Here is a 22,933-nt window from a genome sequence, read left to right on the forward strand (position 1 = left end):
CTCATGCGGCCACCTTGTCGCCTGCTGGCGTCTGCGTGGCCGCGAGCACGGCGCGGGCAACGATCTCGCGCACCGCGTCCAGCCTGTATTCGGCGCTGCCGCGCACATCGGCGATCGGCGACAGCTCAACCATCGGCGCCGACCGGACCGCCGCGACAAGCCCGGCGCCCACGGCAAGCCCGCGCAGCGCCGCCTCGACCCCGGCCAACCGGCTGGCGACGGCGGAACACGAGCCGACGGCGACGGCCGCATCCGCGACAGTGCCATTTTCGACAACCAGACGCGCCGCCACCATGGCGATGGAGATGACGAGATAACGCCGGGCGCCGAGCTTGACGAAGGCCGATGTGCCGGAGGGTTTCGGCACGCGGATGGCCGTCACCATCTCGCCAGGCTGCAAGGCGGTACGGCGGTTGCCGAGGATGAACTGTGACAAGGGCAGATGGCGTGTCGCCGCCACCGAGCGCAGTTCTACCTCGGCGTCGAGCACGAGCAGGCCCGGCACGCCGTCGGCGGCAGGTGAAGCGTTGCAGAGATTGCCGGCGACCGAGGCGACGTTCTGGATCTGCGCCGAGCCGACCTCCCGCGCCGCCTGTTTCAAGGCGTCAAAGGCTGGCGGCAAGGGGTGGCGGATGACATCGGTCCATGTCGTGCGCGCGCCGACGATCCAATGGCTGGCGGTTTCGACGATGCCGCGCAGCGTTGTCAGTCCGTTGACATCGAGGACATTGTCGCGAAACGGCTTGCTTCCCTGCACCGGATAGAAATCCGTGCCGCCGGCAAGAATGCGCCAGGTGCCCCCGCCAAGCAGCGCGAGCGCCTCGTCGACCGTGGTGGGTTTCGCGTAACGGATCACGCTTTCCTTCCCAGTAAGATGGGGCCTTCCCAGTAAGATGGCCTTCCCAACAAAATGGGCTTTCCCAACAAGATGGGGCCTTCCCCGAGACCGACCCTCCCAAGACGTTTTGCCCGGGCATATCCAGCCGGTTTTCGATCCGGCAAATTCATTCGTATGCAAATGATATCAAGACGGCGGAATTTGTCAAAGCCAGAGTTTACGCCGGTGCCCATGTGGCTGGCATCGCCACGCATTTGTTATTCCGCTGGAGGTTGACGCGGCTCGCCATCTGGTCAAGTTTCTCCCTCCGGTCGCGCCAGCGGCTTTTTCTTTCGCCGGGCCCCTCATTCGGAGCCCGACCGCAGCCTGACAGGAAGGAAACCCCATGGCCGACGAAGCGCTCGTTGTCATCGACCTGCAGAATGATTTTTGCCCGGGCGGCGCGCTGGCCGTTGCCGGCGGCGACGAGATCGTGCCGCTGGTCAATGACATGATCCGACGAACCGACCATGTCGTGCTGACGCAGGACTGGCACCCCGCCGGCCATTCCAGCTTTGCCTCCAGCCATCCGGGTTCGCAGCCCTATTCGACGATCGAGATGCCATATGGTGCGCAGACCTTGTGGCCGGACCATTGCATCCAGGGCAGTCTCGGCTCGGATTTCCATTCCGGCCTTGCCTGGACAAAGGCCGAACTCGTCATCCGCAAGGGATTTCGTCCCGCCATCGACAGCTATTCCGCCTTCTTCGAGAACGATCACGCGACGCCGACCGGGCTCGCCGGGTATCTCCGGGAACGTGGCATCGACACGCTGACCCTGGTCGGCCTGGCGACCGATTTCTGCGTCGCCTTCTCGGCGCTGGATGCGGTCAAACAGGGGTTTAGAGCCACCGTCAGGCTCGATGCCTGCCGTGGCATCGATCTCAACGGATCGCTCGAGACAATGCTGGCCAAAATGCGCGATGCCGGCGTGACGCTCGAAGATCACACGTCGGACTGACCGCACCGTGGCGGGCAGAGGGGGATGCATGCCGATGGCGATCGGGGCGGCCGGCGCGATCATCGTCGCGTTGCTGTTTCCGGCATCGGCCTTGGCGGCAGAAGAGCATGGCCTGCCGGGCGCCGCCATGTCGCTCTGGTGGGCGCTGCCTTTTGCCGGACTGCTCCTGTCGATCGCCACCGGTCCGCTGCTGTTCCACCATGTCTGGGAACACCACTACGGCAAGATCGCTGCCTTGTGGGCGGCGCTGGTGATCGTGCCGCTCGCGGTCGCCTTCGGCACCCCGGCGGCAACCGAGGCGGTGCTGCACGCGCTGCTCACCGAATACATGTCGTTCATTGTCCTGCTGTTTGCGCTCTACACGATTTCAGGCGGCATCCTGCTTGCCGGCAACATCCACGGGACACCGCTGGTCAATGCCGGACTGCTGGTCGTCGGGGCGGCGCTTGCCTCGGTGATCGGCACGACGGGCGCCTCGATGATCCTGATCCGGCCGATCCTGCGCGCCAACGACAACAGGCCTTTCAATGCCCATGTCGTCATCTTCTTCATTTTCCTGGTGTCCAACATTGGCGGCTCGCTGACGCCGCTCGGCGACCCGCCGCTGTTCGTCGGCTTCCTGCGCGGCGTCGATTTCTTCTGGACGACCGCCAATCTCTGGCGCGAGACGCTGTTCGTCGTGGTGGTCGTGCTCGCCGTCTTCCTGGCGATCGACCTCATCCTGCACCGGCGCGAGGCCGGGGCACCGAAGATCAAGGACCCAACACCGGACACGAAAGTGCGCCTGCGCGGCCTGGCCAACGTCCCGCTGCTGGCCGGTGTGATCGGCGCCATCCTGCTGTCGGCGGCCTGGAAGCCGGACGTGAGCTTTTCCGTGTTCGGCGTCGGTCTCGAACTGCAGAACCTGGTACGCGACGCGATCATCCTCGCGCTGGCCCTGCTATCGCTTCCCCTCTCCTACAAGAGCCACCGCCGAGCAAACGGCTTCAACTGGGGACCGATCGCGGAAGTGGCCAAGTTGTTTGCCGGCATCTTTATCTGCATCGTTCCGGTCGTCGCCATTTTGAGAGCCGGCCATGACGGCGCGCTGGCGCCGCTGGTCGCGCTCGTCACCTCGGCGCAAGGCACACCCAACGACCTCGCCTATTTCTGGCTGACCGGGGCGCTGTCGTCCTTCCTCGACAATGCGCCGACCTATCTGGTGTTTTTCGAGCTGGCCGGCGGCGACCCCCAACACCTGATGACGGAGTTCGCCTCGACGCTTGCCGCGATCTCGGCGGGCGCTGTGTTCATGGGCGCCAACACCTATATCGGCAACGCGCCCAACTTCATGGTCTATGCCATTGCCAGGCACCGCGGCGTCAAGATGCCCGGCTTCTTCGGCTATATGCTGTGGTCCGGGCTGGTGTTGATCCCGACCTTCTTGATCGCCGGCTTTCTGTTTCTCGGTTGATCAGCCGACGCCGACATAGCGCCTGACCGCCGACGGGTCGGCGCGCAGGGCCTCGACATCGACCGTCTCGCGGTTGCGGCCGTTCTCGATGAACGAGACTCGGTCGGCGACCGACAACACAGCGTCGACCCGCTGCTCGACCAGGATGGTGGAGACGCCCAGCTCGCGCAGCTTCGATACAGTCTCGCGGATCTTGGCGATCATCGACGGCATCAACCCTTCGGTCGGTTCGTCGAGCAAAAGCACCTGCGGCTCGAGACAGAGCGCACGCGCCATGGCCAGCATCTGCTGCTCGCCGCCGGACAAGGTGCCGGAGCGCTGCCGCAGCCGCTGGCGCAGCAGCGGGAAAAGGTCGAGGACGTTCTCGCGCGTCGCCTTGCCCTTGCCGCGCGCCATCAGCCCGATCTCGATGTTTTCAGCCACCGTCATCTCGGCGAACAGCCGCCTTCCCTGCGGTACATAGGCGACGCCGGCCTTCGGTACTTCATGCGCCGGCAGGCCGGTCAACTCCCGGCCGGCGAGCCTGATCGAGCCGCCACTCGCCGGAACCAGGCCCATGATCGCCTTCAGCGTCGTCGTCTTGCCGGCGCCATTGCGGCCGAACAGGCACAGCACCTCGCCCTTGTTCAGCACGAGATCGAGCCCGTAGAGCACCTGGACCTCGCCATAGAAGCAGTCCAGCCCCGAGATCACCAATGCATCGGTCATGGGGCGGTCCCCAGATAGGCGTCCTGCACCGCCGCGTCGTTTCGGATCGCTTCGGGCGCGCCCTCGGCCAGGATCCTGCCGGCGTTGAAGACGGTGATGCGGTCGGCCAGATGCATGACCACAGGCATGTTGTGCTCGATCAGCAGCACGGTGGCGCTCTTGGCGATGTCGCGTACCAGTTCGACGAAATTGTCGATCTCGCTATCGGCAAGGCCTTGCGTCGGCTCGTCGAGGATCAGCAGGCGCGGTTTCAGCGCCAGGCCCATCGCCACTTCGAGCAATCGCTGATGCCCGTAGGACAACTGCCCGGCCGGCATATGGGCGCGGCCGGCCAGCCCGGTGCGTTCGAGCGCCGACATGACGCCGGCGCGCACCGCACCCTTCGAGCGGCCGTCGCTCAACGTGCGCTGCACCGGCAGCGCGACATTGTCGTAGGCAGGCAGGTTGGCGAAAACGCTGGTGATCTGGAAGGTGTAGGCGATGCCCTGGCGGACCCTGACATAGGCCGGCAGGCCGGTGATGTCGGCGCCGTCGAAGAGGATCGCCCCCGAAGATGGCCGGATGCGGCCGCTGACCAGGCTGACGAAAGTGGTCTTGCCTGCCCCGTTGGGCCCGATGACGGCGCGGATTTCTCCGGGCATCAAGGTGAAGTCGACGCTGTCGACGGCGCGCAGGCCGCCGAAATTGCGCGACAGGCCCTTGGTGGTCAAAAGCGGCGTCATGGCAGCCATCCGAGCCAGCGCTGGCGGATGCTGCCGAGAATGCCCTTGGGGAAGAACAGCACCAGCAGGATCAGCGCAACGCCGACGATCAGCAGATAGGCCGATGTGTAGCCGCTGGTGACGTCGATGACATAGTACATGAACAGCGTGCCGATCAGCGGTCCGAGCGTCGTGGCGGCACCCCCGAGCAGCACCCACAGCAGCGGCAGGATCGAGTATTGCACCGAGGCGAAGCTCGAGCCGACATAGCCGAACAGCAGCGCGTAGGCGGCACCCGAGGCAGCGCAGATCGTGCCGGAGACGACGACGGCGGCGAGCTTGTTGGAGAAGGTGTCGTAGCCCAGCATCTTCGTGCGTTCTTCGTTCTCGCGGATGGCGACCAACACGCGGCCATAGCGAGAGCGGACGATGGCGAGCGTGATCAGCACCACGAGCGAGAACAGCGACAGCGCGCAGATATAGCGCACGGTCGGGTTGGTGAGGTCGAGCGAGGTTGCGCCGAACGTGAGGACACGCGCCGGCTGCGGCACCACCATGCCCTGGTCGCCCCCGGTCCAAGCCGCGAAATAGAGGATGAGAAGATAAAAGACCTGGGCGAACATCATGGTGACGATCATGAAGGCAACGCCCGTGGTGCGCAGCGCCAGAAGGCCAATGATCAGGGAGAGGACGGCACCACAGCCGAGACCAGCGGCGAATGCCGCGGGCACGCTCCAGCCGAGCTGGATGACGGCGAGCCCGGCGCCATAGAGCCCGGCGCCGAAGAACATGGCGTGGCCCAAACTGAGCAGGCCGACATAGCCGAACAGCATGTTGTAGCCCATGGCGAAGACCGCCAGCACCATGATGCGGGCGAGCAGGCCGTGATAGTACTCCGGCAAAAGGAAGCTCAGCACGAAGAGCAGGGCGATGGCGCCGAGATGCAGCGCGTAGGCCTTTACCGGCGAAGCTTCGCTCATCGCGATGCCGTCCCGAACAGGCCTTGCGGCCGGAACACCAGCACCATGGCGACCAGCAGCGTGGCGATGATCTTGGCCAAGGTCGGCGAGAAGAACATCGAGATGATGCCGTCGGACAGGCCGATCAGCACGGCGGCGACGACGGTGCCGCGCAGCGAGCCGAGGCCGCCGATGATGACGACGATGAAGGACAAGAGCAGCGGGTCCTGTCCCATCAGGTAGTGCGCCTGGCTGATCGGCACGATCAGCACCGCAGCGATCGCCGCCAGCATGGCGCCAAGCGCGAAGACGCCGCCATAGACGCGGCCGACAGAGATGCCGAAGGCTTGCGCCGTCTCGCTGTCGTACTGCGTGGCGCGCATGATGAGGCCGATCTTCGTGCGCGTCAGCACCAGCCATGTCGCGATCAACAGGACAGCGGATGCGGCGATGATCGACAGCTTGTAGCCGGAATAGCCGAACCACGGCAGAAGGATGCGATAGCTGAAGGGCGGCTCCACCGGCCGCGCTTCGGGACCATAGAAAGTCAACGCCAGCTGCTGGATGATGTAGAGCATGCCGATGGTGGCGACGATGGTGGCTTCAGGGTTGTAATTGAGCCGGCGCAGCACCAGCCGTTCGGCGACCAGCGCGATGGCGCCGACGATCAGCGGCGCGATCACCAGCGCTGCCAGGAAGCCGAGCGCGGGGTGGCCGCCGATTGCTGATGTGATCGCCCAGGCAAGCACGGCGCCGAGCATGAAGAACTCGCCATGGGCGACGTTAACGACACGCATGACGCCGAACACCAGCGACAAGCCCAGCGCCGTCAGCGCCAGCACGGCCGAGGTGACGAGGCCTTCGAGGGTTGCCAGGAGGAGATGAGGTCCGAAGTGCATTGATTACACGCTCGATAGGGCGGCGCGAAGCGCCCCCCTCTGCCCTGCCGGGCATCTCCCCCTCAAGGGGGGAGATTGGCAGCTCCTGCGACGGCGGCGATCTATCGTCTTTGACGATTGGCGAAAGCAGTCATCCCGGCCGATCTCCCCCCTTGAGGGGGAGATGTCCGGCAGGACAGAGGGGGGTCGCTTCGCGCTCACGCTTGCTGGTTAGCCAGACCTACAGCGCCTGCGTCGTGTAATCCCCCTCGGCCTCGTAAAGCCCGTCCTCGATCTTGGTCTTGTGCACGACCTTGAGCTTGCCGCCTTCGACCTTGGAGATGTTCTGGATGCCAAAGCACTGATGGATCTTGCCGTTGAAGGTTTTTGGCCCCTGCGGATGCTCAGGCCCTTCGGCGAATTCCTTCAGCGCTTCGGTCGCCTCGACCAGCTTGGCGCGATCTTCCGGTCCCTTGTAGCCGGCGTCTTCCATCGCCTTCTTGACGACGTAGAGCGTCTCCCAGCAGCCGAACATGTGCGCGGCGGTGGAGACATCCTTGGGATCGCCGACAGCGGCGCCATTGTCGTCGATGCCGACGGCGGCGCGATAGGCTTTCTGCGCGGCGGAATCATCCGGTTGCGCATAGCGCGGCGAGCCCTCCCAAAAGTGGCTGCCGTCGAGGAATTCCAGGCCGGGGCTATTGATGTCGGTGGCTTCGAGCGAATCGATGAAACCGAACAATTGCGGCCGGTTGGAGCCGTAGAATTCGCCGAGTTCCTTGACGAAGGTGAGCACCGCCGGTCCGACCATGACATGGTAGATCACCTCGGTCTCGGCCGGGATCTGCGGGAAATATTTGGTGAAGGACGATTCCGTCGGCGGAATGGCGATCTGGGCAATCACCTCGGCGCCTTGCGCCTTCAGCGCCGGCGGCAGGTAGTCGCGATGGTCGTAGCCGAAGGCGAAATCGGGGAATATCTGCGTCACCTTCTTGCCGGCATTGGCCGCGATCCACGGCGCCATCGACTGGATCTGGCTCTTCACATCGGTGATGCCGGGCTGGAAGACGTAACGGTTGAGCTTGGTCGAGGCGACGTGGTGGCCTTCGCTGACGACGAAATAGGGCATCTTGGCTTCGCCGGCGGCGGGCGCCGAGCCGATGACGACATGCGAGAACAGCGTGCCGAAGACGATGTCGGTCTTGTGCTGTGTGGCGAACTTGCCGACCACCTCGGCGCCGCGGCCAGGATCGGTGCCGTCATCCTCGATGATGACCTCGACCTGACGGCCATTGATGCCGCCGGCGGCATTGATCGCCTTGATCGCGGCGGCGGTGGTCTTCTCATACCAGCGGCCATAGGCGGCGCCGATGCCGGTTCGGTGCGACTGGAAACCGATCTTGATCGGCGCCGAGCTTTGCGCCTGGGAATAGCGGACAAAGCCGGGCGCCATGGCGAGACCGGCGCCGGCGGCGAGACCCTTCAGCGCATTGCGGCGGGTAAGTGTGGTTTTGGAGAGGTCGAAAAATCCGTTCTTGTCAGTCACGTTCGTTCCCCTGTTTTTGCGTTTTGACCAACGATAAGGCGGCTCGAACATCCTCGGCAAGAGGATGCAAAATTGCATGTGTACAAACTAAATCACCAAAGGCTTGGCCTGGCAAGCGAGCTTTCCGTGGGGGCAAGCCCGCACGGGATGGCTTGTCTCATCCGACCGTCGGCGTGGCAAGCAGCCAAAGACCGAAAATGGTGTAGGCGATCATCAAAACAGTGAGCGGAAACTGGCTGAGCGCGGCGCGAGTGGGCTGGGGATGCAGGCGCCAGGCAAAGCCGTGGGCGACGAGAACCGCCAGCACATGGCCAAGGATGATGGCGCTGGCCTGGACATTCCACAGCCACCATGCGGAGCCGGCGCCGGCAACGATGCCGGCTTCGACCTGCATGTCGGCGGTGCCGAACAGGTTCCAGCCCAGCGCGAATGGATCGGACAGGGAGGCCAAAGCATACTGGCCGTCGACCAGCAGCGCCGTCAGATAGTGCGCGACATGATAGGCGAGCGCGATCGGCACGATCGACCACACCAGCAGTCCCGCCGACTGGGCGAGAGACCGATCGCTGCGGGCAAGACGCTGGCCGAGAAAGACGGCGAGAAGGAACACCGCTGTCAGCAGCGCGAATGTCATACCGAGTCCCAGCGTGCCGCTGTCGATCACCGCCGTGCGGCCGGGAAATTCCAGCGGGTTGATGCCGAACAGGCCGAGCCAGAAGAAGGTTTTCGACAGGCCGTCGAACGAGACCGAGGACAGAGCGAGCAGCAGGAACGCCATGCCGCTGGCCGGCAAGGGTTCGGCCGCCAGCAGCTTGGCGCCCGGCCAGCACAGCGCGAGCCGGCCGTCATCGTCGCGCGCGACGGCCGCGAAGCGCGACACCATTGAGAAGAAGATGCCGAGGAATTCGCCGCCGCGGCTCCACTTGTCGTAGCCGAACACCAGCATGGCGATAAAAGTAACCAGCCAATAGAAGCCGGCGGCAAAGGCAAGCCGTGCCGGATCGTCCGGCGCCGGATCGATGAGTTCGAACCAGGCAAAGGCCAGGAACAGGATGACGGCCGGCCAGCAGCCAAGCCATTGCGGAAGTTGCCTGGCCACCTCATCGCCTCTGCCCGTCAGGCGGGACAGCAACCGCCAGGGGCCGTACCACGGGTTGAGCCACGACCAGAGATCGCCGAACACCCCTTGCAGCAGGGTCAGCCCGGCCCATAGCAGCGTCCACACCACCAAAGGCAGCGGATTGGAAAGCGGATCGCGGCTGCCGAAGGGGCCCGCGGTGATGAGGATTACAAAGCCGGCAAAGGACACTAAGCTGATAGTGGCTCGGGCACTGTCACTGAATGTGAAAAGCGGCAGGCGCCGACGCCAGAAACGGTCGATGGTGTCGGGCGGCAGCAGGGCAAGGACAAGGAAACTGGCGGCGACGGCGAAGGCACCGCCGATGAGATAATAGCCGGTTGGAAGGAGGAGGACGTGGCCACGGTCGGAGGCATGGGCGAAAGCGGGGGTGGGTAAGACGAGCCCCAAAGCGGCAGACAGCAACGCTAATGACCAGCGACAGCCCTCTACGGCGGAACTCGACCTCTCCAAGATCCCGCCTACCTCCTCAAACCTTGACCAGTTGCTCCACGCGATCCTTAGCGCCAAAAATGCGCAAATACCGCTCGATCTCCTTGAGATCGCCGGTCGCCTTGGCCGGGTTGTCGGACAGTTTCACCGCCGGCCTGCCATTGGCCTCGGTCACCTTGCAGACCAGCGATATGGCATCGAGGCTGTTGGTCTCCGTCGGCGCGCAGCCTTCGAAATCATTGGTCAGGTTGGTGCCCCAGCCGAAGGACATGCGCACCTTGCCTTTGAAGTGGCGGTAGGTTTCCTCGATGGTCTCGACCTCGAGCCCGTCGGAGAAGATCAGCAGCTTCTGCCTGGGGTCCTTGCCCTTCTCGCGCCACCAGTCGATGATTTTCTCACCGCCCTCGATCGGCGGCGCGCTGTCGGGACGGAAGCCCGTCCAGTCGGCGACCCAGTCCGGCGCGTCGCGCAGGAAGGAAGCGGTGCCGAAGGCGTCGGGCAGCACGATCAGCAGATTGCCGCCATAGTAACGCTGCCAATCCTGCAGCACCTTGTAGGGTGACTGCTTCAGCTCTTTTTCCGAATTGGCGAGTGCCGCAAACACCATCGGCAGTTCATGCGCGTTGGTGCCGAGCGCTTCGAGGTCGTTGTCCATGGCCAGAAGCACATTGGAGGTGCCGGTGAAGGCTTCGCCAATGCCTTCCTTCAGCGCCTCGACGCACCAGCGCTGCCACAGGAAGGAATGGCGCCGCCGGGTGCCGAAATCGGAAATGCGGATGCCGGGCAGCGCCTTCAGCCGTTCGGTCTTGGCCCACATCTTGGCCTTGGCGCGGGCATAGAGCACGTCGAGCGCGAACGGCCCGAACGACCGCAATGCGGCCCGCGAACGCAATTCGTTGATGATGGCGAGCGCGGGGATCTCCCACAGCGTGGTGTACATCCACGGGCCGGAGAAGGAGAGCTCGTACTGGCCGTCATGCCTGGAGAGCTCATAGTCGGGCAGCCGGAAGCCTTCCAGCCAGGCGAGGAATTCCGGTTCGAAAATCTGCTTGCGGCCGTAGAAATTGTTGCCGCCGAGCCAGATCATCTCCTTCTTGGAGAAGCGCAGCGTGCGGGCATGGTCGAGTTGTTCGCGCAACTCGCCTTCGTCGATCTCGTCGGCGAGCCGAACCGAGGTGGTGCGGTTGATCAGCGAAAAAGTGGCATCGACCTTGGGATACATCCCCCAGATCATCTGCAGCATCAAAAGCTTGTAAAAATCGGTATCGAGCAGGCTGCGCACGATCGGGTCGAGCTTCCAGGTGTGGTTGTAGACGCGCCGCGCAATATCGGTCTTGGCCATGTCTCGTTACCGCCTTCGCTGCTCTGCCACCACAATAGCGACAGGCCTCATAGCATCGAATTGACCAAAACGCTCCCCGCTTTCAGGCTGGCCCGACAAAAAGAAAGCCCTGCGTGCGGCTACGAGGGTTTGCCGCCCATCACCTTGAGCGCTGGACGTTTGCGGCGGGTGACGAGGCGGCCCGCCACGGGGGCGCCGGCGCGGCCGTCATCCCCCGCCTTCTCGGCGAACAGCCAGTCCATGAACACCTGCACGATCGGCGTCGCCCGCATTTCGTTGCGGCAAACGACATAGAAATCATCGACCGCGGGCACCGACAGGCTGAACGGAGCGACCAGCATGCCCCTGGCCAGCAGCGCGCTTGCCGTCACCGAGTCGCCCAGCGCCACGCCATGGCCGTGCACCGCGGCCTCCGCCGTCATGCGCGCATCGCCGAGATGATGGCGCCGACCGCGCTCCAGGTCCAGCGCGTCGGCGGCGGCCAGCCAGGTGTGCCACTCGCGGCCATCGTCACCATGCAGCAAGACATGGTCGGCGAGGTCGCGAACATTGCGGATCGGCCGGTTGTTGATCAGCGTCGGGCTGACCACCGGGAACAGCTCCAGGCCCGACCATTTGCGCATCCAGCAATCGGTCCAGCTGCCATCGCCATAGTGCACGCAGACATCGATATGCGGCGCCCGGATATCCCTGGGGTCGTTGGAGGGGATGAGCGTCAGCTGGATATCAGGATATTGCGCGGTGAAGCTGCCGAGCCTCGGCGTCATCCACAAAAGCAGCAGTGCCGGCACGCAGGACACCGACAGCGCGCCGCTGCTTGCCGGCCGCGTCAGCCTTTGCGTTGCGGCGGCGATGCCGTCGAAGGCCGTCGACACCGCCGGCAAAAGTTCGGCGCCATGCGGGGTCAGCTTGACCCGCTGGCCGACGCGTTCGAACAACTTGACGCCGAGCGATTGCTCCAGCGCCTTGATCTGGTGGCTGACGGCGCCATGCGTGACATACAGCTCACTCGCCGCCTTGGTCAGCGAGGCATGGCGCGCCGTGGCCTCGAAGGCGCGCAGTGGGTTGAGAGGTGGCAGGCGCTTGGCCATGGACGCTCGGCTTCATTGTGAGATTTTCTCACAGAAACCACCCTAACAATATCAATTGCTTTTTCAATGCGGCTGCCGGACACTTTTGCCCGGAACAACATCAAGACGTGAAATCTGCATTCAGCCAGCGGGACAGCGGCCCGGCCGGATGACGGTCGGTTCGCCCGAGATCACCGACGGCAACACTGCATCACCTGAGGAGGAGCGGATATGGGATACGATCGCGGCAAGCTCGACGCGCTGCGTCGCAAATATGGCGAGAGCCATGGCGGCGAGATGTTCGACCCGAAATTCCGCAAGGTCGCCGACAAGATCTTTTCCAAGAGCGGCACGCGGCTGGCGCCCTATTCCGGCATCCCGACGTTCCTCACGGCGCCTTATCGCGAAATCGCCGCTGACAATCCGGACTTTGGTGACCTGCAGGTGGCGATCATTGGCGTGCCGATGGATCTTGGCGTCACCAACCGGCCGGGCTCGCGCTTCGGGCCGCGCGCATTGCGGGCCATCGAGCGCATCGGCCCCTACAATCATGTGCTGGAATGCGCGCCGACGCATGAGCTCAGGGTCGCCGACATCGGCGACGTTCCGTTCCAGAGCCGCTACAGGCTGGAGACCAGCCATGAGGATATCGAGCGGCGCATCAATCAGATCGTCGACGCCGGTGTCATCCCATTGTCGGTCGGTGGCGACCACTCGATCACGCACCCGATCCTGAAGGCTGTCGGCAAGAAGGCGCCGGTCGGGCTCATCCACATCGACGCCCATTGCGACACCAGCGGGCTGTTCGACCTGACCAAATTCCACCACGGCGGACCGTTCCGCAACGCGGTGCTGGACGGCGTGCTCGACCCGACGCGCACCATCCAGATCGGCATACGCGGCGCCGCCGAGTATCTGTGGGAGTTCACCTACGAGTCCGGGATGACCGTGGTCCATGCCGAGGAGGTGACCGGGCTCGGCATTCCCGCCATCATCGAGAAGGCGCGCAAGATCGTTGGCCATGGCCCGACCTATGTGTCCTTCGACATCGACAGCGTCGATCCGGCCTTCGCGCCGGGCACCGGCACGCCAGAAGTCGGCGGGCTGACCACGCGCGAAGTGCTCGAGCTGCTGCGCGGCCTCAAGGGCCTCAACATCGTCGGCGGCGACGTCGTCGAGGTGGCGCCGCAATATGACGCGACCACCAACACCGCGCATGCCGGCGCGCAGGTGCTGTTCGAGATCCTGAGCCTGATGGTGTTCAGCCCGGCCCTCGCCGGCAAGGGAGCCTGACGGCCGGAAAGCAAAGGCGGCCGCCGCGCTGGAGCCGGCGGCCGACCCAAACAATCAAAAGCATCCAGAAGGGGAATGACAATGACAATCCGATCGACGTTCAAATCATCCATCGCCGCCGTCCTGGTCCTGGGCGCGGCAGGTCTCGGCCTCGCCACGCAGGCGGCCAAGGCCGACGCGCTGGCCGATATCACCAAGGCCGGCACCATCAATGTCGGCGTTTTCGCCGACTTCCCGCCTTTCTCCTCGGCCAGTGCCGACATGAGCCTCAAGGGCTACGACATTGATGTCGCGCAGTACATCGCCGACACGCTCAAGGTGAAGCTCAACACCGTGGCCGTCACCGGCCAGAACCGCATCCCTTACCTCAACGACCACCGCGTCGACATCCTGATGAGCGTCGGCTACTCGAAGGAACGCGAGCAGGTCATCGACTTCGCCGCCGCCTACGCGCCGTACTACATCGCGGTGATCGGTCCGGCGGCGATGTCGGTGAAGGGCAAGGAAGACCTTGCCGACAAGTCGATCGCCGTCAATCGCGGCACGCTGGAAGACACCTCGCTCACCGAGGCAGCGCCCGCTTCTGCCGACATCAAGCGCTTCGACAACTACAATTCGGTGATCCAGGCCTTCATTTCCGGCCAGACCCAGTTGATGGTCGTCGGCAACGATGTCGGCGCCCAGGTTCTGGCGAAGCAGGACGTGCTGAAGCCGGAACAGAAGTTCCAGCTTCTGACCTCGCCCTCGCATATCGGCCTCAACAAGAATGAGGATGCCCTCAAGAAGGCCGTCAACGATGCCGTCGCCAAGATGCTGGCTGACGGCAAGCTGGATGAAAGCTCGAAGGCCTGGCTGAAGACGCCGCTCAACCCCGACAACCTCAAGGATTGAGCTGCCGTGGCCTTCGGCTGGCTTCCAGGTGCCGTGAGCGACATCGCCCACGGCGCCGCCACGACGATCCTTTTGATCGCCGTGACAACGCTGGCGGGAACGCTGCTCAGCATCCTGGGGGCCGCCGGACGGCGAAACGGTCCCGCTCTGCTGCGCCACGCCATCGCCTGGTATGTCGAGGTGATGCGCAACACGCCTTTCCTGGTGCAGCTGTTTTTCATCTTCTTCGGTCTGCCGAGCCTCGGCATCAGGCTCGACCCGATCCTCGCGGCCATGCTGGCGATGACGCTCAACATGGCCGCCTATACGATCGAAATCGTCGGCGCCGGGCTCGACGCGGTGCCGCACGGGCAGACGGAAGCGGCGCTGGCACTCGGGCTGCGGCCGCGCCAGGTGTTCATCAAGATCGTACTGCCGCAGGCGCTCAAGGTGATTTATCCCGCGCTGACCAGCCAGATCGTCATCATGATGCTGGAGTCGGCCGTCGTGTCGCAGATCGCCGTGCGCGAGCTGACCTATGAGGCCGACATGCTGCAGGCGCGCACTTTTCGCTCGTTCGAGACCTATTTCGTCGTGACGCTGGTCTATCTCGCCCTGTCGATGGCCCTGCGCCGGCTGCTGGTCACCGGCGGGCGCCGCGCGCTCGGAGCTGGCGTGTCATGATCGAGTTCACCCTCTGGGACATCGTGCGCAACCTGCTGCTGGCCACACGCTGGACGGTGCTGTTGTCGCTGGCTGCCTTTGTCGGCGGCGCCGTGGTCGGGATGGCGGTGCTGTTCCTGCGGATTTCCAGGAACAAATGGAGCCGGCGCCTTGCCTCCGGCTATATCGCGCTGTTCCAGGGAACGCCGCTGTTGATGCAGCTCTTCCTGATGTTCTTCGGTCTGCCGATGCTCGGCCTACGCATCGAGCCCTGGACGGCGGCCGTGCTCGGCCTGACCTTCTTCGCCAGCGCCTATCTGGCCGAGATCTGGCGCTCCGGTGTCGACGCGCTGCCGCTTGGTCAATGGGATGCCGGAGCCAGCCTCGGCCTGCACTATCTGCAGGAACTCAGGCTGATCATCCTGCCGCAGGCGTTCGCCATCACCCGCGCGCCGACCGTCGGGTTCCTGGTGCAATTGATCAAGTCGACAGCGCTGACCTCGATCATCGGCTTCGAGGAGCTGGTGCGGACCTCGAACGCCATCAACAACGCCACTTTCGAGCCGTTCAAAGTCTACGGACTGGTGGCGCTCATCTTCTTCGTCATGTGCTTTCCACTGACGCAATATGCGCGCAGACTTGAGAAGCGAGCGTCGGCGATCTGAGCCGCGAGAGCACGTTGCGTTGGCCAACATCGACCGCGACTACATTGAGTGATTTCGGTGGTGGCTTGACCTGCGCTGAAGGCCGGCGGCGGGCATTATCGCGCAGGCCGCACGCGAATGAAGGCGGCACATGGAGAAGCCGTTTGGCAGCTCCAGCGCTTTACATCTGCAGCCGGTCACCTAGTTTTAGAGTTTCGCGCCGCGCACTTTGGTGCGTGGATGATCGAAAACGGGACCGTGACCTCTGGCCGGTCCCCTCAAAAAGCTCCCAAAAGGATAACTGCCATGACACAGGCCAAGAATGGCGACACCGTGCGCATCAATTATACTGGATGTCTGGCCGACGGCACTCAATTCGACGCTTCCGGCGGCGAACCGTTGCAATTCACCCTGGGTGAAGGGCAGGTGATCTCCGGTCTTGAAACCCATGTCGAGGGCATGGAGGTCGGCGCGAAAAGCACCGTCACCGTTCCCGCCGAAGCCGCCTATGGCCCCCACCGCCCCGAAGCGGTCATGACCATCGACCGCGCCCGCGTGCCGGATAACATCAATGTCGATATCGGTACCCGATTGCAGGTCAGAACCAGCGAGGGGCGCCCCATGCCGGTAACGGTCGTCGGCGTGAACGACGCCAGCGTCAAGCTAGACGGCAATCATCCGTTGGCCGGAAAGGACCTGGTGTTCGACGTTGAACTGGTCGAGATCGTCCAGGCGGCGTAGTTCCGGCGTCAACGGGATGAATCACGACTGAAAGTTCGGTGTTCTTCGTCGCGGTGGCGGCGCTGGTGTTCGGGTCGATCGCCGGGTTCGGCGATATCCGCAGGCTGCTCTGCGCGACGTCGTCGGACGGCAACTGATTGAGCCAGACGAAAACGGGAATTGCCCAACCAATGGCAAGGACCAGGAATGACAAGGTGAACGCGATCACCCGGCGTTGGGGCCCCTCATCGTGCTTGGGTGGCGCCGGGTGGCTCGGCCAGGGTGAGCTGATTGCCGTCCGGATCGCGAATATGCGCCACCCTGCCGAAATCGCCGGCTTTTTCTTTTCCCAGGGTCAGGCCCACGCGTTCCAGCGATGCACGGGCCTTGTCCATGTTTGGCACGACGATCGTGCACATGCTTGATCCAGCGTTGCTTTCATTGAGAAATATCTGGATGTTTGCGCCCGCGACGCCACGCCACTGGATCAGGCTGTCCATGGGACGGTCGTCCGGCCGGCGTTCGAACAGGAGTGTGTAAAAGCGCTCCGACGCTGCCATATTCGTCGTGGCCAGAGCGGCGTAAATACCTTGGATATCCATCGTGTGCCTCAATCCTGATTGAAATCCGCCAACGCTTGAACATTGAGTGAGTTCCGCATTTGGCGCGATTTCGGCAGGTCTGGCGTCTCGGCGCTTCTGATAGCGCCATTTGATGAGCAGCGATGTTGAGCCATGCGGCCCTTTGCTATCGGCACCCGTGGTCTCAATGTCCGAACGCCAGCGACGGCGCGATGCGGTTGCGCCGCAGCCAGCGCGCCAGAAGCAGCGCCGCCACCACGGCCAGCCCCGATGACAGGCCGATCCAGATGCCGACGCCGTGGAAGCCGAAATGGAAGGCGAGCAGCACGCCGAGCGGCAGGCCGACGCCCCAGTAGCCGATCGCGGCATAGATCATCGGCACCTTGGTGTCGTGCAGGCCGCGCAGCATGCCGGCGGCAACCGCCTGCGCGCCGTCGAAGACCTGGAACAGGGCGGCAAAGACCAGGAACGACACGGCAAGCGCGATCACCCTGGCATTGGCGGGATTGCCCAGGTCGATGAAGGCGCTGATCAGGAGATGCGGCCAAAGCACCATCACCAGCCCCATCAGCGCCATGAACGAAACGCCGATGACGAAGGCGGTCCAGCCGGCACGCGACACGCCCTCGGGATTGCCGGCGCCATGCGCCAGCCCGACCCGAACCGTCACCGCCTGGTTGAGGCCGAGCGGGACCATGAAGGAGATCGAGGCGATCTGGATGGCGATCGCGTGCGCCGCCAGCGAATCGGCGTCGATCAGGCCCATCAGCAGCGCCGCCGCGTTGAAGATCGTCACCTCGAAGGCGAGGATGCCGGCGATCGGCAGGCCGAGCCGCAGCAGGCCCTTGAAGCGCGGCCAGTCGGACCGCCAGAAGCGGCCGAACAGATGGTAGCGCCGGAACTTCTTCTCCCACATCACCACGACAGCCATGCCGACGAACATCAGCGTGCTGGACAGCGAGGTGGCAAGGCCCGAGCCGGCGATGCCCATCGCCGGAACACCCAGATTGCCGAACATGAACACCCAGTTAGCAAACACGTTGAAAGCCACGGCGACGAAGACGATGACCAGCGCCCAGCCCGGCCGCTCGAGCGCCGAGATGAACGAACGCAGCACGATGTAGCCGTAGAAGGGCAGCACCGCCCATTCGAGCCAGCGCAGATAGATGCCGGCCTGATGCGCCAGCGCGGGCTCCTGCCCCATCGCCAGCAGGATGGCCTCGCCGTGCCAGAGAACGAGCCAGATCGGGATCGAGATCAGGATTGCCAGCCAGAGGCCCTGGCGCACGGTGCGGCGCAGGTCGCGCACGGAATGGCGGCGGCGGCCAAGCTCGGTGGCGATCATCGGCGAGGTCGCCAGCATCAGGCCGAGGCCGAAGATCAGCGGCATGAAATAGAGGTTGGCGCCAAGCGCGCCGCTGGCCAGCGTGTCGGCACCGAGGCGCCCCATCATCATGACGTCGGTCGCGGTCATCGCCGTCTGGCCGAGATTGGTCAGCACCATCGGCCAGGCCAGCGCCAGCGTCGCCCTGATTTCCTGGCGCCAAAGATTTTCCGGCGCGCGGGCGCCGGCTTCGATCGCGGACATTGTCCTGCTCTTTCAAGGTTGCGGCGCATCGGCAAAGAGCCGGAAGCCGCATTGCAAACGGCAAAACCTTCGGTTTCGCGGCGTTTGCGCCGTCTATTGAACGAAATGCGACATGAAGGCAAGGGAGGAGGCGCGTGAACAGATTGAGCCAGCGGCTTTGCCCGGCAGGCGTCGCCTCGTTCCCTTGCCGGCCGGGGGCTGCTACGGATTGGACATCGGCAACCGGCGAATGTGGGAGGCAGGATGGCGTTCAGGCGCAGAAAGAACACGGCCGCCATCCCGCGCACGGCGCCTTCCTTCGAGCATATCGTCACCGAGGCGAGCGACAGTTTCCTGTGGCGGCTGGACGACTATCCCTGGGAACGCAATGTCTGGAATTTTCATCCGGAATACGAGATCCATCTGCTCAGGAAGTCCTCCGGCGTCGTGCTGGTCGGCGACCATATCGGCGAGTTCGGCCCGGGCTACCTGACCATCGTCGGCGGCGGCCTGCCGCATGACTGGGTCACCGCGGTGCAGCCGGACGAATTGATCGAGGGCCGTGACATCGTGCTGCAATTCGATCCCGAGCGGCTGCGCGGATCGGCGGGATTGTTGCCGGAACTGCGCGAACTGGAGCCGTTCCTGGAGCGGTCGCTGCGCGGCATCGTCTTCCACGGCCGAACCGCGCTTGAAGGCGCCGCGCTCATGGAGCGGATGGGCACGGTGCAGGGGCTCGCCCGCCTCTGCCTGTTCCTCGAACTGGTCGACCTGCTGGCCAGGACCGACGAATACGAGCTGTTGTCGTCGCCGGATTTCTCGCCGGTTCTCGACGCCGCTTCGCTCGATATCATCCAGCGCACGCTGACCTGTCTGTTCCAGCACTTCGCCGAGGATCTCAAACTGCCTGACATGGCCGATCTGGCCGGCATGAGTGAAAGCACTTTCTCGCGCTTCTTCCAGAAGAGCACCGGCAATTCGTTCAGCGACCATCTTGCCAAGCTCAGGCTCTGGCAGGCCTGCAAGCTTCTGGCCGATACCGACGTCCCGATCACCGATATCTGTTTCCAGGTCGGCTACATGAACATCTCCAATTTCAACCGCGCCTTCCTGCGCAAGCACAAGATGACGCCGTCATCCTATCGCAAGCTGTCGCGACAGCGTCTGGCGATGCGCGCATAAGCGCTTCCTGAATCATCGTTTTGGACCAGATCGATACTCGTGTGACAGGCTCCCCATAGGGAGGCCGGGTTTTGCGCTGCACAATGCATAAAAGTACAGGTCTGCTGCAACGGGGCTTCTAGCTTGGCCCATCGCAACTGCGCATTTTGGCGATGGGCGGCATGTCGTTCGGGCGATGGTGAGGATCGCGTAACCCGAGGACCTGCGCTTCCCGCGAAATATTCCTGGAGGAGAAAAAGATCATGAAACCAGTTCGGCTCGCTGCCAGCCTTGGCGCAGCTTTCGTGCTTTCCGCTACCGTTTCAACCATTGCACTGGCGCAGGCGCCGGTCTGCTCGGCACCGGTCAAGGTGCTGGCGCAGCCGCGCGACGGCCTGACGCTTCTGGAGGACTCCAAGGCCGAGTTCGAGAAGCTTGCCGGCGCGAGCTTCAAGATCGATTATCTCAATGAAAACGATCGCCGCGCGAAGTCGCGCGCGGACGCCTCCACGGTCGGGAACTACAACGTCTACTATGTCGATGAAGCGAACGTGGCGCTGTTCGCCTCATCGAAATGGATCGTGCCGCTGACCGATTATTATCCGGCTGATTATGACTATGCCGACTTCGACCCCGGCCGCCAGAAGGTTGCCACCTATGACGGCAAGGTCTGGTTCGCGCCGCTGACCGGCGGCGGCGACCTGATGGTCTACCGCAAGGACGTGCTGGAGGCCGCCGGCATCCAGCCGCCGAAAACGCTGGACGAGCTGATCGCTGACGTGCCGAAACTGACCAACGCCGACAAGGGCATGTACGGCATCGCGCTGCGTGGCGCGCGCGGCTCGGGCGCCAATGTCTGGCGCTGGATGCCGTTCTTCAAGGCCTATGGCGGCAAATGGTTCGACGGCGACAAGCCGGCCTTCAATTCGGACGCCGCCGTCAAGGCAACCGAGACCTATCTGAAACTGTTCAAGGATTCCGCTCCTGGCACGCAGACCGGCAGCTGGGATGAATCGACCGGCGCCTTCCTGTCGGGCCAGGTCGCGATCCTGGTCGAATCGACGCCGCTTTCGGGCATGGCGGTTGATCCGAAGACCTCGCAAGTGGTCGGCAAGATCGGCTTCCTGCCGCCACCCTCGCCGCTTCCCGGCGGCGGCTACGGCCATGGCCTCGCCATTGCTGCAAAAGCCAATGCCGACGACGCTTCGAAGAAATGCGCCGGCCTGTTCATCGCCTGGGCAACGTCGAAGGAAAACGAGAAGCGCCGGCTCGACGCCCACCAGTTCGGTGAGCTGAACCGCACCAGCATCCTGTCCAGCAAGGAGTTCGCCGATATCTACGGCGCCGATCTCGGCCAGGCGCTGGCCGAAACCGGCAAGGTGACGGCTGTCAACTTCTGGCAGGACCCGCGCTGGCCTGATCTCGGCGACCGCTGGGGCATTATCCTCGAGGAGCTGATCGCCGGCACACGCACCGACGTCAAGGGCAGCCTCAACGAGCTCGAGGCCTATGCCAATGAGCTGGTGAAGAAATAGCCCCCTCCCTCTTGCGGCGCGCGGTCCCAAGCATTCCCGGAAAATGCCGGGACCTGTGCGTCGCAGGAGGGCCTGCCTTTCCCCCGAGCGCGCGACGGTTCCGTCATGTCCAGATATCAGAGACACAGCAAGGCCTGAGACCAATGCCTCGACGTTCATCCCTGCCGGTGACCTTTGTCGTGCCGACGCTGGTCATTCTGCTGATCCTGTCGATGGTGCCGACGCTCTACGCGATCATCATCGCCTTGCAGAACCGCGAGCTGAGTTCGACGGCCTATTCCTGGGTCTGGTTCTCGAATTTTGTCGACCTGTTCTCCGACCGCCGCTTCCTCAACGCCGTCTGGGTATCGGTGAAGTGGGAGGTCGTCACCGTCGTCGCGACGATGGTGGTGGCCATCGGGCTCGGCGTGCTGATGTTCGAGGTCGCCGCGCCGCGCCTGCGCAACCTCTACTGCCTGTTGTTCATCATTCCGGTGCTGTTGCCGCGCGTCTCGGCGGCCTTCGTGTGGAAATTCGCCTATCATCCGCTCTACGGCATCGCCACCTACCCCTATCGGCTGTTGACCGGCGGCCTGATCTTCGACCCGCTCTCCAAGCCGTCGACGGCGCTGTTCGCCGTCGCCTCGGTCGACGTCTGGCAATGGGGCCTGTTCTTCGCCGTCATCGTGCTGAAGCTGCTGGAGACCTTGCCGCCGCAGCCAATCGAGGCCGCAAGGCTCGACCATGCCAAACGCTGGCAGATCCACGCCTATGTGACCTTGCCGATGCTGAAGGCGCCGTTGATCAGCCTGATGTTCGTCAAGATGATCGAGTCGCTGCGCTCCTTCGACCTGATCTATGTGATGACCCGCGGCGGGCCGGGCGTGGCGACCGAAACGCTCGACATGTACGCCTTCTCGCAAGGCTTCATCGAATCCGGCAAGGTGTCCTATGCCTCGGCCATGGCGGTGCTGATGATGATCGCCACCGTCATCACCTTCACCATGCTGTGGAAGCGGGTGCAGGCATGAAGCCCGGCCGCATCGTCGCCAAGGCCGTCCTGGCCTTCGCCGGCTTCATCGCGGTGTTCCCGCTGCTGTGGACGGCGCTCAACTCGCTGAAGAACAGCGTCGACATCATCACCCGCGTGCCACGCCTGGTGTTTACGCCGACGCTTGCCAACATCAGCTACATCCTTGGCCGCGACAGCGTCATCACCGGCCTCTACAATTCGGTCGTCGCTTGCGGCATAGCCGTGCTGATCGGCGTCGTGCTTGGCCTGCCCGCGGCGTACGCGGTGGCGCGCTATCCCAACCGCTGGGCCGGCGACATCCAGTTCTTCGTGCTGTCGCTGCGCTTCCTGCCGCCGGTGGCGGTGGCGATCCCGCTGATGGTGATCTGGCTGCAGCTCGGCCTCTACGACACTTTGCCGGCTTTGATCGTCACCTACTCGCTGCTCACCATCTCGGTCATCATGTGGCTCGCGATCCCCGCTTTCCAGGGCGTGCCGAAGGAGATCGAGGAAGCCGCCTTCGTCGATGGCTACGGAGCCTACGAGGTGTTCTGGCGGATCGCGCTGCCGGTCGCGGCCCGCTCGCTGATCGGCGCGGTCGCCTTCAGCTTCGTGCTGGTCTGGAACGAATTCCTGATCGCGCTGATGCTGTCCAGCTCCAACGCAAAGACCTTGCCGATCGTCGCCTCCGAACTCTCCCAGCAAGGCATGAACGTGCCGTGGGGAATTCTCAACGCCTCGGTCGTGCTTTTGTCGCTGCCGCCGCTGCTTTTCCTCGGCGTTTTGAGCGGCTTTCTGAATTCCGTTTTCCGGCAAAAGAAGAATTGAAGTGAGGCTTACGTC

At 63.7% G+C, this 22,933-nt stretch carries 22 protein-coding genes; 11 read left to right on the forward strand and 11 right to left on the reverse strand.

All coding sequences use genetic code 11. The features are described 5' to 3' along the window. Nucleotide 1 precedes the first annotated feature (1 nt). Nucleotides 2-856 carry a xanthine dehydrogenase family protein subunit M gene (locus EN808_RS24280; RefSeq protein WP_135917076.1) on the reverse strand — a complete coding sequence of 285 codons (855 nt, stop codon included), beginning with the start codon at nucleotides 854-856 and terminating at the stop codon, nucleotides 2-4. Between the two features lie 367 nt (nucleotides 857-1,223). On the opposite strand from EN808_RS24280, the gene pncA reads away from it, so the two are divergent. Together pncA and EN808_RS24290 are read left to right on the forward strand one after the other, a co-directional pair. Next, nucleotides 1,224-1,838 carry a bifunctional nicotinamidase/pyrazinamidase gene (gene pncA / locus EN808_RS24285; protein ID WP_135917077.1) on the forward strand — a complete coding sequence of 205 codons (615 nt, stop codon included), beginning with the start codon at nucleotides 1,224-1,226 and terminating at the stop codon, nucleotides 1,836-1,838. Nucleotides 1,839-1,866: 28 nt separating this feature from the next. Further along, a complete protein-coding gene (locus EN808_RS24290; protein ID WP_189524161.1) occupies nucleotides 1,867-3,291 on the forward strand; it encodes a sodium:proton antiporter in 1,425 nt (474 codons plus the stop codon). On the opposite strand, the gene EN808_RS24295 is transcribed toward EN808_RS24290, so the two are convergent. The 8 genes from EN808_RS24295 to gcvA all read right to left on the reverse strand — a co-directional run bounded on the left by EN808_RS24295 (nucleotide 3,292) and on the right by gcvA (nucleotide 12,086). After that, entirely contained in the window at nucleotides 3,292-3,999 is a 708-nt protein-coding gene (locus EN808_RS24295) for an ABC transporter ATP-binding protein (RefSeq protein WP_135917079.1), read from the reverse strand. Further along, nucleotides 3,996-4,721, reverse strand: a complete 726-nt coding sequence (locus tag EN808_RS24300) for an ABC transporter ATP-binding protein (protein ID WP_135917080.1) — start codon at nucleotides 4,719-4,721, stop codon at nucleotides 3,996-3,998. The genes EN808_RS24295 and EN808_RS24300 overlap by 4 nt, the downstream gene beginning before the upstream one ends. Next, complete coding sequence (locus EN808_RS24305; RefSeq protein ID WP_135917081.1) at nucleotides 4,718-5,680, reverse strand: branched-chain amino acid ABC transporter permease; 963 nt, start codon at nucleotides 5,678-5,680, stop codon at nucleotides 4,718-4,720. Before EN808_RS24305 ends, EN808_RS24300 begins: the two co-directional genes overlap by 4 nt. Next, nucleotides 5,677-6,558: a branched-chain amino acid ABC transporter permease gene (locus tag EN808_RS24310; protein WP_135882705.1), complete on the reverse strand. Its 882-nt coding sequence runs from the start codon at nucleotides 6,556-6,558 to the stop codon at nucleotides 5,677-5,679. The genes EN808_RS24305 and EN808_RS24310 overlap by 4 nt, the downstream gene beginning before the upstream one ends. 220 nt (nucleotides 6,559-6,778) lie before the next feature. Beyond that, entirely contained in the window at nucleotides 6,779-8,083 is a 1,305-nt protein-coding gene (locus EN808_RS24320; RefSeq protein WP_127278104.1) for an ABC transporter substrate-binding protein, read from the reverse strand. 157 nt (nucleotides 8,084-8,240) lie between these two features. Next, nucleotides 8,241-9,626, reverse strand: coding sequence for a hypothetical protein (locus EN808_RS24325; protein ID WP_189524162.1), 1,386 nt, complete (start codon nucleotides 9,624-9,626; stop codon nucleotides 8,241-8,243). A 64-nt stretch (nucleotides 9,627-9,690) separates the two neighbouring features. Then, the gene (pncB, locus tag EN808_RS24330; protein ID WP_127871276.1) at nucleotides 9,691-10,995 is read right to left on the reverse strand and encodes a nicotinate phosphoribosyltransferase; all 1,305 of its coding nucleotides are present in this window, start codon (nucleotides 10,993-10,995) and stop codon (nucleotides 9,691-9,693) included. Between the two features lie 119 nt (nucleotides 10,996-11,114). Beyond that, a complete protein-coding gene (gene gcvA, locus EN808_RS24335; RefSeq protein ID WP_135917082.1) occupies nucleotides 11,115-12,086 on the reverse strand; it encodes a transcriptional regulator GcvA in 972 nt (323 codons plus the stop codon). A 210-nt stretch (nucleotides 12,087-12,296) separates the two neighbouring features. Here gcvA and speB point away from each other — a divergent pair, with 210 nt between their 5' ends. From speB to EN808_RS24360, 5 genes are all read left to right on the forward strand, one after another. Then, entirely contained in the window at nucleotides 12,297-13,358 is a 1,062-nt protein-coding gene (gene speB, locus EN808_RS24340; protein ID WP_127279980.1) for an agmatinase, read from the forward strand. An 81-nt stretch (nucleotides 13,359-13,439) separates the two neighbouring features. Further along, nucleotides 13,440-14,249 carry a transporter substrate-binding domain-containing protein gene (locus tag EN808_RS24345; protein ID WP_127279979.1) on the forward strand — a complete coding sequence of 270 codons (810 nt, stop codon included), beginning with the start codon at nucleotides 13,440-13,442 and terminating at the stop codon, nucleotides 14,247-14,249. 6 nt (nucleotides 14,250-14,255) lie between these two features. After that, nucleotides 14,256-14,912, forward strand: a complete 657-nt coding sequence (locus EN808_RS24350; protein WP_127279978.1) for an amino acid ABC transporter permease — start codon at nucleotides 14,256-14,258, stop codon at nucleotides 14,910-14,912. After that, nucleotides 14,909-15,556, forward strand: a complete 648-nt coding sequence (locus EN808_RS24355; protein WP_127279977.1) for an amino acid ABC transporter permease — start codon at nucleotides 14,909-14,911, stop codon at nucleotides 15,554-15,556. Before EN808_RS24350 ends, EN808_RS24355 begins: the two co-directional genes overlap by 4 nt. Before the next feature lie 285 nt (nucleotides 15,557-15,841). Next, nucleotides 15,842-16,276, forward strand: a complete 435-nt coding sequence (locus EN808_RS24360; RefSeq protein WP_127279976.1) for a peptidylprolyl isomerase — start codon at nucleotides 15,842-15,844, stop codon at nucleotides 16,274-16,276. Nucleotides 16,277-16,500: 224 nt separating this feature from the next. Here EN808_RS24360 and EN808_RS24370 read toward each other — a convergent pair whose 3' ends face one another. Further along, a complete protein-coding gene (locus EN808_RS24370) occupies nucleotides 16,501-16,857 on the reverse strand; it encodes a VOC family protein (RefSeq protein WP_127279975.1) in 357 nt (118 codons plus the stop codon). 163 nt (nucleotides 16,858-17,020) lie between these two features. Then, a complete protein-coding gene (locus tag EN808_RS24375) occupies nucleotides 17,021-18,424 on the reverse strand; it encodes an MATE family efflux transporter (RefSeq protein WP_127871273.1) in 1,404 nt (467 codons plus the stop codon). Between the two features lie 243 nt (nucleotides 18,425-18,667). Between EN808_RS24375 and EN808_RS24380 the strand changes: the two genes are divergently transcribed. From EN808_RS24380 to EN808_RS24395, 4 genes are all read left to right on the forward strand, one after another. After that, nucleotides 18,668-19,585: an AraC family transcriptional regulator gene (locus EN808_RS24380; protein ID WP_135917083.1), complete on the forward strand. Its 918-nt coding sequence runs from the start codon at nucleotides 18,668-18,670 to the stop codon at nucleotides 19,583-19,585. A gap of 242 nt (nucleotides 19,586-19,827) precedes the next feature. Then, entirely contained in the window at nucleotides 19,828-21,099 is a 1,272-nt protein-coding gene (locus EN808_RS24385) for an extracellular solute-binding protein (protein WP_135917084.1), read from the forward strand. 143 nt (nucleotides 21,100-21,242) lie between these two features. After that, the gene (locus EN808_RS24390) at nucleotides 21,243-22,109 is read left to right on the forward strand and encodes a sugar ABC transporter permease (protein WP_127279277.1); all 867 of its coding nucleotides are present in this window, start codon (nucleotides 21,243-21,245) and stop codon (nucleotides 22,107-22,109) included. Continuing rightward, a complete protein-coding gene (locus EN808_RS24395; protein WP_135862630.1) occupies nucleotides 22,106-22,918 on the forward strand; it encodes a carbohydrate ABC transporter permease in 813 nt (270 codons plus the stop codon). The genes EN808_RS24390 and EN808_RS24395 overlap by 4 nt, the downstream gene beginning before the upstream one ends. The last annotated feature ends 15 nt before the right edge of the window (nucleotides 22,919-22,933 follow it).

The sequence above is a fragment of the Mesorhizobium sp. M8A.F.Ca.ET.165.01.1.1 genome (assembly GCF_004792065.1).
Lineage (GTDB): Bacteria > Pseudomonadota > Alphaproteobacteria > Rhizobiales > Rhizobiaceae > Mesorhizobium.